Here is a 12,737-nt window from a genome sequence, read left to right on the forward strand (position 1 = left end):
AACAGCAAGCCCATCTAACCGAACCGCAAGGAACAGAAAAAAGATGACAATTGAAGCGTTTCAGAAACAAATTGAAGATATCTATTACACGCGCGATGCCGAACGCGGTGTACCGCTAACCTTTACATGGTTCGTTGAAGAGGTCGGCGAATTGGCAAAGGAAATTCGCAAACAGCCGCAGGACATGGAACGGCTGCGAGAGGAATTCGCCGATGTTTTTGCATGGCTCGCTACATTAGCGAGCCTGCTCGATATTTCTTTAGAGGATGCGGCACAAATCTATGCAGAAGGTTGCCCGAAATGCGAAAACACTCCGTGTGATTGTTAGGGTACAACTAACATTGCTGCCAACTTCAAATAAGGTGCCGAATTCATCGGAGCAGAAACCCAATAGTTAAAAATTCAGGAACCGATCGAAATTCCCGCCGAAAAGATTGTTGACATCCCGTTTGATTTCTGAGGCAGTAAGTGTCCATCCGACATCAAGGAGCGTCTGGTATTTCTCTACCAGAACGTCTGCAATAATCCCACGTGAGTGCTTCCACTTATAGACGAGTTGATCCAAGATGCGGGCATCTGAATGCTGCGGGATAACGCTTAAACCGAGCAGTTCAATCCGTTCACGTGTGATCTCCTCAATCACGCTTGGATTGTTCATAAACCACCAACACCCGAATATCATCAGGTTCTTGAATTTCCGTCCGATGACGCATAACTCATGCTGGTTCTCGCGGGACAAGAGCGTAACGAGAAACTTGTTGTCAGGATTTTCACGGAGCAACGTCTCCAGACTCGTCAGATCCGCCTTTCCGCTCCCGTCGCCTGCCATCTGGAGTTGCGGATTAACGGCGCGTTTCACACCGATCATTAGCGCGAACGGGACATTGAATTCACGGGAGATCGGTAGTATACAGTTGTCAAAGAGTCGCCCCAAAACGCCATCATCTGGATATTGGAAATCCGGTGGCAGAGAAACCGCCATGTACTTCGGGTTCATCCGCTGAATCCACGTCTCCAAAAACCGGCGTACCTCTTTGTAAGTTTTCTCTGTTGATAGATTCGGATCAATATCATAGCCAAGACCTCGGAGGTGTTCGTAACCAGTTTCCTGATAGGTATTGATGAGGACATCCATCCGAAGTGCCGCTTCAAAGCGGGCATCTCCTATTTCGCCAGATTGCCACACCGGTGCCTCTGCTGAATCAAACGGGTCGTTTGTCATCACTACTTTAGAGACTTTTGCGCGCTCAAAAACTGTGTCGATAAATGCCTCAACGGTTGTATCCGCAAAGTAGTCGCGATAATCCTGTAGATTGCGCGAACCGACATCCAACCCCAACGTGTCTAAAGTCGTAACAACCCCGCGGCACGCCTCACTCACCGGCGAGTTCTCAATGAAAAGCGTCTGCCAGATGAGGTCTGCCTGTTCTGCCTTTGTCATCGCCCAAAATTGATCGTACGAAATATCCGATTTACGGAAGACTTCAGCGATGAGGTAGTGGTAGGTCAGCAATTCATCAATGCCCCATAGTAACAACTCACCGAAGGGTGGACTAAAGAGGTGCGTGTGAATATCTGTGATGCTTTGCGTCTCAACAGCATCCAAAACGGCGGTTTCCAACTGTTCTGTGGTCGCAATTGTCTGCGTGTAGTTTGCGTTCATTTCATCCTCCGGATTCAGAAATCCAAAAATTTTTCTTTCAAGGTTTTGGGCATATCATATTTCCTAAGATGTTGCATTATAAAACAGAGCCGAACGGAGGATACTCCAATCCTCATTGTGCTCTGGCAACATCCATAGTTTTGATAATAGATAGAGATTCATCTAACGGCATCACATCGCTTTCGAGTTTACCTGCTCGTAGACAGTTGATGACCTCAAGGACTTGGTATTCAAAACCGTTGTCGGTGAATGGGATTTCAATCTGTACGGGTTCGTTCCCAAAGACTTCAAGTGTTAGGGATGTCGCTCGTGAAAAGTTCGGGATATATATTGACCCTTTTGTGCCGAAGATACGTGCATCCTGTGAGGTCCGCGTCGTGATTGCACACGACAAACTCGCGATTTGACCCGCATCATAGCTGAGTAGGACGGCGGCTTGTTCATCGACACCGGTTTCGCCGATGTGTGCCAGACTCGTTATTCTCGTTGGCACGCCAAACACCATGGACGCTAAAGAGACAGTATAGACCCCAATGTCTAACATTGCACCACCCGCAAGTTCCAGCGCAAACAATCTACCTTTCATATTCTCAGCAGTTAATTCCACACGATTGCCGAAATCTGCAGTTAACATACGTGGTTCACCGATGACACCATCTGCCAGCCATTCCCGCACCTGAACCATTACTGGGATGAAACGGGTCCACATGGCTTCCATGAGGAATTGCTTATGTTCGCGTGCACACGCGATCAACGCCTCAGCCTGCTTCGCATCCACAGTGAGCGGTTTCTCACATAAAACCGCTTTTCCTGCTTCCAAACACAGCATCGCACACGCTTTATGGAAAGGATGCGGCGTAGCAACATAGACAACATCTACTTCAGGATTATTCGCCAGTTCAACGTAATTACCGTGTCTATGTGGAACATCAAACGTATCTGCGAATGCATCAGCTCTCTGGAGGTCGCGCGAACCGACAGCGATAATCTCCGCATCAGGAATCGCTTCCAACGCAGAAGCGAACTTATGTGCAATACCACCAGGACCGAGTATACCCCATCTTATCTTTTTTTCCATCTGGATACCCATTTTTAAGAAGCAGGTTTTGATTCGATTTTGCTGGTGATAAAATTAATGATTTCTTCAGGAGGGTGTTTGCCAAATCGGATGTAAACACCACGGAAGTTTTCGAGGCGTGTTGGGCGGGCGAACGGACTGAGCAGCACCCCGTTCGCGTCAGTGTAAAAACTGCGAAATGTTTCCCAAGGTCGCTCCAGTCTGTAGAAGCAACAACTTGTAATAATAAGCTTATCCGATTCAAACTGGTGGTGAAACGGCAGGAAATATTTATAAAGCGATCCGATGAGAAAAATAGCAGACAGGACGGCGACGTAAATTAATTGGAAACCCAGATAGATGATAAGTAAGAGGAGTCCCAACAAAAGCCCTAATAGTACAGATTTGCGCCAATTCTCAACGAGCGGATGCACTGTCCATGAAAGCGTTATAGGCGCGTCCGACATACTGGTACTCTTTTCCTAAGAACGATCTCCGACATGTTTGTGAATGCGAGCGAGACTATTCTGTGCTATCTGTGGTACCGCCATCAATCTCTGTCTTTGAGTCATCTTGGGTATCACCGCCACTGCCTTCATCTGTTGTGGTTTCAACGGTCCCTTCATCTGTAGTATCAGCAGGTTCAGTTGTCCCTTCTTGTGTCGTTTCCTGTTCAATCGGTGTGAGTTCACCGCCGATATTCTCGCCGTAGAAACGCATCAGGAACAGCGAAATAACCATGAACGCGATCGCAAGCCATGTCGTCAGCTTACCGAGAAAGGTTGCGGCACCGCGTCCTCCAAGAACGGACTGCATCTCCGCGCCACCAAACGCGCTTGATGAAAGCCCTTCACCTTTACTGTCCTGTAATAAAATAATCAGCGTCAAAACAACGCAGACAGGCACGAAAAGGAATAATACAAAGCCGATGATAATTTCCATTTGATAGTTCCCTCCTATGAGTCAAACTTCACAATTTGCGCAAACGATTCCGCCTCAAGACTTGCACCACCGACAAGAGCACCATCTACATCCGGTTGTGCCATCAATTCCGATGCATTCTCCGGTTTAACACTCCCGCCGTATTGAATGCGTATCTGCGACGCGACTTCTGCTGAGTACAACTTTGCCAGCAGCCCTCGAATGAAGTTGTGAACCTCTTGTGCTTGGTCAGGCGTAGCGGTTTTTCCAGTGCCAATCGCCCAAACGGGTTCATAGGCAATAACACAAGATAACAACTCGGCAGCGGCTAAACTCGCAATGCCACCCGTAACATGGTCTTCAATGACCGCTTCTGTCCGTCCGGCTTCCCGTTCTTCAAGTAGTTCACCGACACAGATAATCGGTTTTAGTCCATGTGCTAACGCCGCTTTCACTTTCTGATTCACACTCTCATTCGTCTCACCGAAGTATTGCCGCCGTTCCGAGTGACCAATAATGACGTAGTCGCACCCGACATCCTTGAGCATTGGCGCGGAGACCTCGCCGGTAAACGCCCCGCTATCCTCTGAATAGACATCCTGTGCTGAGAGACGTATATTGCTGTCTGTTATCACATCGCTAACCGCAGCAAGTGCCGTAAAAGTTGGCGCGACAATAATTTCGACACCGTTAACATCAACAACCGATGCCTTTAATGCCGTTGTGAGCGCGATTGCTTCCGAAACCGTTTTGTTAAGTTTCCAATTCCCTGCAATGATAGGTGTTCTCATAGTCCTTTCCATTAGAGTGTCCGCGCAACAAGTTCGACGAGACGGTTGGAGTAACCCCACTCGTTGTCATACCATGAAAGGACTTTAATCAACCCATCTTCAATCACTTTGGTGAAAGGACCGTCGAGAACAGAGGAAAGTTTGTTCCCATTGAAATCCGATGAGACGAGGTCGAGTTCGGAATAACCGAGGATTCCCTCCAAATTGCCCTCTGCCGCTTCTTTCAACGCAGCGTTGACTGCTTCGGCATCCGGTCTATCCTTAAGATCAACGGTGAGGTCAACCACAGAGACATTCGGTGTCGGCACACGGATCGCAAACCCATCAAGTTTACCGTTCAATTCAGGTAGGACTTTCCCTACGGCGACAGCAGCACCGGTGGTCGTCGGGATCATGGAGAGTGTCGCTGCACGGGCGCGGCGCATATCGGAATGCGGGAAATCGTGAACCCGTTGGTCGCCGGTATAGGCATGAATAGTCGTCATTAATCCGCTCTCAACCCCGAATGTCTCGTGCAACACCTTCGCTACCGGTGCAAGGCAGTTCGTCGTACACGAGGCGTTAGAGATAACATGATGTTCTGATTTATCGTATTTATCGTCATTTACACCGATAACAATCGTGATGTCCTCACCCTTCGCCGGTGCGGAGATGACCACCTTTTTCGCGCCCCCAGATGTGATATGTTTTTCTGCGTCTTCCCGTGCCGTAAAGAAACCGGTGGACTCAATAACGACATCCGCACCGAGTTCACCCCACGGCAGACTACCCGGATCGCGTTCGGCGAGCACCTGTATCTCTTTCCCGTTGACCACCAAACCGTTATCTGTCGCGGTGATGTCATCTGATAAGATACCGTGGACAGAGTCATACTGCAGAAGATGCGCAAGCGTCTCCGGGTTCGTCAAATCGTTGATAGCCACGAATTCTATATCTAACGCAGGGTTCTGCAACGCCGCTCGAAAGGCGTTCCGACCAATCCGACCAAAACCATTTATACCTACTTTAGTTGACATAAGATAGATAGATCCCTCTATTATAAATATTTTGCCGCTACAAGGCGTTTTTTCAACAGCAAGTGCTATAAGCCTGCAAGCCTAAAACATTAAGAACTTAGAGAAGCGAACATACAGATTTTTCACAAATATCGACTCGCAAGCGATACTCCTTGATTTGCTATTATCCAATTTTTACGATCTAAAATCTTTTTAATTATACCCTAAAATGAAGTAAATTGCAAGTGCTGTTTAAAGCCAGAGGTATTCAATTGTCGAATTGTGCTGAATGCACGTCGCTTATGGGCGCGGATGCTGCAAATCTCGGATGACATGGATTTTTAGGTTTCGTTATCCCGAACCGGTTTGAAATTTGGAGGGTTTTCCAGAGGATTGAATAGCTCTGAATCCATTTGATTTTTATTGACATTTTTAGAGGTGTCTGTTATACTTTCGCAAAATTGATTGAATGCGATACGTCAGGATTAGGAAGGAATTCATCGTATCGTCATTTAACGAAAAACCCTCAACTTTAGTATACTTCATAGCAACCATAATCCATCTGTGAAAGACAAAATATGCCAAGTTCAAGTATCCCGATCAACGCTTCGATCCCATGGACGAAGCGAATTTCAATTTATATACTGTGCCTCCTGCTCGCGCTTTGTATATTCACATCCATTGGTCATGCGCAACCACACCTCGTTTTCGTTGTAGGCGAAAATGAGTACCGCTCTGAAGTAACGATGCCCGCGTTGGCTCAGGTGTTAGCAGACCACTACGGCTTCCGCACTACACTTCTCTTAGACGACGTACTTCAGGGAGGCGAGGGGAACAACATCAACGGTCTTGATGCGTTAGAGACAGCAGACCTCCTTGTTTTGTATCTGCGATTTCGTCAACTGCCTGAAGCTCAACTTGCGTTGCTACAAAAGTACATCGACCGGGGCGGTCCCATCATTGCTTTCCGTACAACGACGCACGCCTTTGCTTACGAAGAGGATGATCAGCAAGCGACGTGGTGGAACAATTTCGGTGCTCGAGAACTCGGTGCACCGTGGATTTACCACTACGGACACGGGGCAAGCACTGATGCTACAATCGTTGGCAATCATCCGATTCTTACAGGTGTGAGTCCAGGGTTTCACGTCCGCTCCTGGACTTACCATGTTCGACCCGACTATCCGCCGAAAGATGCCCAGGTCTTAGTGCAGGGTCGCCCTGTATTTCCCGAAGGCGAGCGTGGCGATGCAGAGACGGTTAATCCAATTGCCTGGACGCACACGCACTCCGGCGGTGGGCGTGTGTTTACAACGACAATGGGACACCCAGAGGACTTCGGAGTGAGTGACTTTCGTCGCCTTGTCGTTAACGGCATCTACTGGTGCCTCAACCGCGAAGCCCCGCGTCGCTATCCACCCGGTTGGCGTGTTAAAACCGGACAACCGTGGCGGGATATGGATTATGGTCCTTACCTCTCTACAGCTGTCGCCGCGAATGCTAATAACCTGACTTACAAAGGGCTTGTTATCCCGCTCACCCCAGATCTCGCGAGTGGGGCGGTGGTGTTTGACACAGACTTGTTGCGCTACTCTGCGGGTTGGATAGATGGATTGATTGACTTCGTTGATGTTGCCTATAACGGTTGGCATCAGAGTTTTCCATCAATTGAGGGCAAACTGCTGTGGGAAAACCCGGTAGGTCCCGGTTGGGCGAAGGATGGCAGCTTTGAGGATACACGCGCTGTTCCTTTTGGGCCCTTACCCAAGGATTGGGCGCATTGGAAAGGATTGTATCTTCACGGTAATCAGGTTGTTTTATCGTATATGGTAGGCACTCGCACGGTGCTGGAAACCCCGTCGCTTGAAAGCGAAGAAAAAGGGTTCGCTTTTGCCCGTACTTTTCATCTCGGCCCATCTGTATCGAGTGCGCTTGTCCGTATTGCAACAATCCGTGACGGGGAGGCATCCGCTTTACACGAGTTTCCACGTGGCACCGCGGTCGCCCTATGTCCGCCAGAGACAGCACCCGGCGCACCAGGCAGTCTGCTTGCTGCTCTGATTGACGCACCGGAGGGCACACGGTGGGAGACGGTGAAGAACGAGCTCCGTGTCCGGTTTCCACCATCTGAGCAAGCAATTTCAGCTAAAATCCTGATTACGCCAGCGATCCAAGATACACTCGAGTTGGATGTATGGACACAATTCATTGAAACCTCGCCGCCTATAGCAGATCTGACGAAGCTGATCCGAGGGGGGCCGCAGCGTTGGTCGGAGAAACTCGTCACGACTGGAGACATTGATATACAACAACAACTCAAGGTGGAAAAGGTAAAAATCGATGCCGAGACAGCGACTTGGCACTTAGAAAAAGATGGATACCTTCCGACAGTGCTTTCGATAGATAATCTGTCACCGGTTCTTGGCGATGTCGGTAGTACAAACCAGTGTATAGCTGTCCTGCGCCCGCCCACCAAAACCACACAGTCCGCGTCGGAAACTGATGAACAGAAGAGCGACACTGCTTTGATCGGACACTGGCATTTCGACGAGGGGAGCGGTTCGCATGCCGTGAGTGCGCTACCCCGGGAGGCGGCAATTGTGCTTGATGGGGTCCGCTGGGAAGCCGGGCAGTGGGGCGATAGCCTTTCATTTGATGGCGAAGTGGAAGCCCGTTTTGACGAAAATCTCCCCCTTGATTTTGACACCACTGACCTAACTTTCGCTGTGTGGATTTCCACCCAGAACGACGGTACAATCTTCGCTGAATCGCTTGAGGCATCGGAGTGGGTACCCAATGGCAAAACCTTTTTTATCCAAGATGGGCATTTGATATTTGATGTCGGCTGGGTCGGTGCAATCGGCGGTGGGCAATCCGTTGATGATGGCACTTGGCATCATGTGGGATTGACGTGGCGACATCAGAGTGGTACAGTGACGCTGTTTTTGGACGGCGAGATTGCTGCCGAAGGTACCCTTAAGCCAGAAGCGGCATTGGAAAATGACATTTGGCGGCTCGGGTTCACCGCAGCGGATTTTCCAGAAGGATCTCCATGGTTTGAAGGGAGGCTTGATGACCTGCATTTATACAACCGCGCCCTCTCACCCGACGAGATGTCCGCGCTCTACCAGCAACTCCGAGAGCCACCGCTGATTGCCGCAGCTCTGGTCGAACCGATTGCGGGTGCGAAATGGCGCGTTGACGCTGAGCGTGTTTCCCTCGACCGGCCTGCGGACACAATCGCATCGGTGCTGATATGGGAGGGTAGCGAATCGAAACTCTCAGATTTCGCCCGATTAGTGGAAAACGGTGGACTTGACCCTGGTCAACCGTTCGCGATCGACAGGATAAATTGGCCCGCGCAAAATCCGTGGGCTTCGTGGCTACGTTTCGGTGGGTTCGACTTCTTTCCAGACGGCAATCGTGCCGCGCTTTCCACTTGGAACGGCGATGTCTGGACAGTCACTGGACTCAATGATACCTTGGACACACTCGTCTGGCAACGTATCGCTACCGGTCTGAACCAACCGCTCGGACTTAAAATTGTCGGACAGCAGATTTACGTTGTCGGACGCGACCAGATCACCCGCCTCGTTGATCTCAACGCAGACGGCGAAACCGACTTCTACGAGAATTTTAACAATGATGCCTACAACAGTGAACACTTCCACGAGCAGGTTATGGACCTGCAGACCGATGCAGCGGGTAACTTCTATTACATGAAATCTGCCCGACATGCACTGCCTGCGCAACACCCGCACCATGGCACGCTTATCCGAGTGTCGCCGGATGGGGAACAATCTACTGTGATCGCTTACGGATTTCGCGCATCAAATGGGCTTGGGATTGGTCCCGGTCCTATATTCTACGGTACAGATCAGGAAGGCTACTGGATGCCTGCCAACCGTCTGAACCGTATCGCTGTTCCGGGTAGATTCTATGGTAACCGCTGGGGCTGGTATCCACCGGGCGAACCGCCAGACGGTTATGAGCCGCCCCTCTGCTGGATCGCACCTTTTGTTGACCGATCCCCGGCGGCACCGATTTGGATTCCTGCCGGTACCTGGGGGGAAATGGGAGATTCTCTACTCTCGCTGAGTTACGGTACTGGAAAAGTATACGCCGTCCTTCAGCACCAAACAGAGGCAACTGTACAAGGTGCGCTCACCGAACTCGGTGTGGAGCTGCCTACTGGAGTGATGCGTGGACGATTCCATCAGATCAGTGGGGACCTCTATCTCGTAGGACTATTTGGCTGGTCGTCTGACAAACAAGAAGATACCGGTTTCTACCGGATTCGCAGGACCGGCACCCCCCTCCGAACCCCTAAATCGCTCCGTGCTGTCAGCGGTGGCTTAATCATCAATTTCTACACACCCCTTGCACCGGAGTCCGCCCAAAATCCAGAGAACTGGCGGGTGCAAAGTTGGGAATACCGCTGGACTGAACACTACGGTTCACCACAGTTGAAGCGTTCCGGCGAGGAGGGCAGGGACATCCATTCTGTCCAATCTGCAACGCTTTCTGCGGATGGCAAAACCGTTTTTCTCAAAATCCCAAGCCTGACCCCTACAATGCAGTTCCACGTCAACATCACGGGCAGCTTCGCAGACGGCATCCCCTTGGATTGCTATCTGCACGGCACAATACACACCCTTGAAGATGGACATAGCACTGAGGCTCCATAATGTAAACCGTACGACATTTCGGTTTGACAATTTGAAACATTTCGGATACCCTATTGATATGTCAACAACCACCGAGAAAAAAACGATTCAACCGACTGGAAATTTTCGCGCCATTCCTGTTGAGGTACCGGAGAACCTCACCAACATCCGAGTCATCCTTTTTGAACCGCGCGAGCCGGGAAATATCGGCTCTGTTGCCAGAGTTGTCAAGGGTATGGGACTGTCGCAGTTGTATCTGGTAAATCCTGTGCCATTCCAAGATGTAGATGCAACGTGGTACATGGCACACGGTGCGAAGGATATTCTCGAAAACTGTCGCGTCGTTCCCGAACTAAGAGACGCGCTTGACGGTATCCAATATCTGGTAGGGACGACGCACCGTCGCCGTGATGTACGTCTACCGCAACCCGTACCTGCAAGAGATGCCGCGCAGACCATCGCCACAATTTCACAAGATAAGCAGGTCGCGCTCCTATTTGGACGTGAAGATTTCGGTTTATCTACCGATCAGGTGAGCCTCTGCCAGTTGACAGCGAGCGTGCCGATGGCGACCAAAAACCCGTCCCTAAATCTCGCACAAGCCGTCCAAATCTTCGCGTATGAGGTCTTCGTTGCGAGTCTGGACGATTACCCACTCTCTGAGATTGACTATGCTGAAGTGAACGCCTTGGAAGAGTTCTACGAGCGCGTTACACGTTTGTTAGATAAGGTCGGCATGTCGCCGTATAATAGCGAATGGGAAACGTATCTGAAATCGTTACGGCGTGTTTTCTCCCGTGCCCCATTAGAATCAAGGGACATCGCCACACTGGATATAATTTTCTCTACAGCGTTTCGGTACATTGAGCGACTTGAAAAGAAGTTAGACGAGGACTGCTGACTTTCAGAAATGTTATAATTTCTTGAGCAGTGGTTATAGAACAATGAAAACATTTAATACCTTTGGTCCCGTGAATCCTGAAGAACATTATGTCGTCTCACGTGCTGAAGAGCTCGCTGATTTCATCAAGCGTGTCAAACTGGGACGATATATCGTTATCTTCGCGCCTCGGCAAACTGGAAAAACAACGTTCTTTCAATGGGCTCTTGATGCCCTCGCCGCCGATACCTCAGAAACCTATTTCCCGATTGAAGTTAATTTTGAAGTATATGAAGACTATACTGCGTCCGAGTTTTACACCTCACTTTATCAAAGCATTTACGAGGAGATTAAATGGGTCCTTGAAAAACGCGGACGCGTGCCCTCTGAAACGCTAAGCCGATTCTTGGAAAACACTAAGTTAACCGATCACGTTGCAATGCTTAGATTTTTTCAACAGTTCGCAAATTTTCTCGGAGATGAGAAACTTGTCCTCATTATTGACGAGTTTGATGGTATTCCTCAAGATGCTTTGCGTGGTTTCCTTCGGTCACTCCGCAGTATCTATGTGCAGCGTTCTATGCGTAAATGCCCTTACAGTGTCGGTATTGTAGGCGTTAAGAACGTTACGCAACTCAATCTGGACCGTTCTATTTCGCCGTTCAATATCCAAGACGAGTTCACTTTGCCCAACTTCACACTTGAGCAGGTCTACGAGCTCCTTACACAATATACAGACGAAGTCGGTCAAACCTTCGCTCCTAAAGTCATTGAAAATATTCACAAACAAACTGCCGGACAACCCTTCCTCGTCAACCGATTCGCGCAGATTCTGACAGAGGAGATGGCTATCTCGAAAAGTGAAACGATCCAGATGGCGCACTTTGCAGAAGCACATACGCAACTTCTTGAAGAAACAAACGTCAATATCAATCACCTGATAACCAATATCCGCAGAAATCCGCGTTTTGAGAGCATCCTGATGCGAATTGCCTCTTACGAAAGCGGCCTCCGCTTCAATCCAGACGACGAAGTCATTAGTGAACTCGCCACTTACGGTGTTATTACAAAAGGATCTGACAGAATGTGTGAGATCCTCAACCCCATATATCAGCAGCGTATCATACAAGCGTTCAAACCGCTTGTTAATGGGTTGGAGCACGAGTATTTCCCCGAGGATACCCATCAAGGTTTGGTTGATTATCTAACCTCTGCAGGTCAGATTAAGATGGACTCGCTCCTTGACAACTTCCGAGATTTTATTGCGCGTGCAGGCTTTCGGATTCTATTGGTACCGGATACACCAAAGGAATTTGTCGGTCAGCATCTTCTCTATGCGTATCTGGATCAATTCGTCCAATTAATACGGGGGCATATCTACCTTGAAGGGCAAACTGGACGCGGCAAAATCGACCTCGCAATTTTCCACAACGCCAAAAAATACATCGTTGAGACCAAGATATGGGAGGGACCCCGGTCCTATCAGTCTGGCAAAAAACAACTCGCAGCATATCTCAAACTCGAGGGCGTAAATGAAGGATACTACGTCGTATTCGATCATCGCACCGAGCCAGAACCCCGCGTAGAAACAGAGACAATAGACGGTTTGACAATCCGAAGTTACGTCATTCCTGTCGTCCAAGAAGCACCCTCACAACAGACCTAATGCTTACGCAATTTAGCACGATTTAAAAACTGAATATCCCCGCAGAGCCATTCAGTTTTCGTTATTAGAAATTTTCTATGATCTTTAGAGCATGTGC

Annotated in this window: 10 protein-coding genes; 4 read left to right on the plus strand and 6 right to left on the minus strand. The window is 49.3% G+C overall.

Going from position 1 to position 12,737, the window contains the following annotated elements; translation table 11 throughout:
* Positions 1 to 43 precede the first annotated feature (43 nt).
* On the plus strand, positions 44 to 328 hold the full coding sequence (locus tag OXH00_19590; protein MCY3743227.1) for a nucleotide pyrophosphohydrolase: 285 nt from the start codon (positions 44 to 46) through the stop codon (positions 326 to 328).
* Positions 329 to 394: 66 nt separating this feature from the next.
* On the opposite strand, the gene OXH00_19595 is transcribed toward OXH00_19590, so the two are convergent.
* The 6 genes from OXH00_19595 to gap form a co-directional block, all read right to left on the minus strand.
* Positions 395 to 1,663 (minus strand): glucuronate isomerase, encoded by a 1,269-nt coding sequence (locus tag OXH00_19595; protein MCY3743228.1) that lies wholly within the window; start codon positions 1,661 to 1,663, stop codon positions 395 to 397.
* 112 nt (positions 1,664 to 1,775) lie between these two features.
* On the minus strand, positions 1,776 to 2,741 hold the full coding sequence (locus OXH00_19600) for a Gfo/Idh/MocA family oxidoreductase (GenBank protein ID MCY3743229.1): 966 nt from the start codon (positions 2,739 to 2,741) through the stop codon (positions 1,776 to 1,778).
* 14 nt (positions 2,742 to 2,755) lie between these two features.
* Entirely contained in the window at positions 2,756 to 3,187 is a 432-nt protein-coding gene (locus OXH00_19605) for a hypothetical protein (protein MCY3743230.1), read from the minus strand.
* Between the two features lie 55 nt (positions 3,188 to 3,242).
* The gene (gene secG, locus OXH00_19610) at positions 3,243 to 3,662 is read right to left on the minus strand and encodes a preprotein translocase subunit SecG (GenBank protein ID MCY3743231.1); all 420 of its coding nucleotides are present in this window, start codon (positions 3,660 to 3,662) and stop codon (positions 3,243 to 3,245) included.
* 14 nt (positions 3,663 to 3,676) lie between these two features.
* Positions 3,677 to 4,432: a triose-phosphate isomerase gene (tpiA, locus tag OXH00_19615; GenBank protein MCY3743232.1), complete on the minus strand. Its 756-nt coding sequence runs from the start codon at positions 4,430 to 4,432 to the stop codon at positions 3,677 to 3,679.
* Between the two features lie 11 nt (positions 4,433 to 4,443).
* The gene (gap, locus tag OXH00_19620; GenBank protein ID MCY3743233.1) at positions 4,444 to 5,448 is read right to left on the minus strand and encodes a type I glyceraldehyde-3-phosphate dehydrogenase; all 1,005 of its coding nucleotides are present in this window, start codon (positions 5,446 to 5,448) and stop codon (positions 4,444 to 4,446) included.
* A 557-nt stretch (positions 5,449 to 6,005) separates the two neighbouring features.
* Here gap and OXH00_19625 point away from each other — a divergent pair.
* The 3 genes from OXH00_19625 to OXH00_19635 are packed head-to-tail and all read left to right on the plus strand — an operon-like array spanning position 6,006 to position 12,640.
* Entirely contained in the window at positions 6,006 to 10,115 is a 4,110-nt protein-coding gene (locus OXH00_19625) for a ThuA domain-containing protein (GenBank protein MCY3743234.1), read from the plus strand.
* 58 nt (positions 10,116 to 10,173) lie between these two features.
* Positions 10,174 to 10,995, plus strand: coding sequence for an RNA methyltransferase (locus tag OXH00_19630; GenBank protein ID MCY3743235.1), 822 nt, complete (start codon positions 10,174 to 10,176; stop codon positions 10,993 to 10,995).
* A gap of 43 nt (positions 10,996 to 11,038) precedes the next feature.
* The gene (locus OXH00_19635; GenBank protein ID MCY3743236.1) at positions 11,039 to 12,640 is read left to right on the plus strand and encodes an AAA-like domain-containing protein; all 1,602 of its coding nucleotides are present in this window, start codon (positions 11,039 to 11,041) and stop codon (positions 12,638 to 12,640) included.
* The last annotated feature ends 97 nt before the right edge of the window (positions 12,641 to 12,737 follow it).

The organism is Candidatus Poribacteria bacterium (assembly GCA_026706025.1).
Classification (GTDB): domain Bacteria; phylum Poribacteria; class WGA-4E; order WGA-4E; family WGA-3G; genus WGA-3G.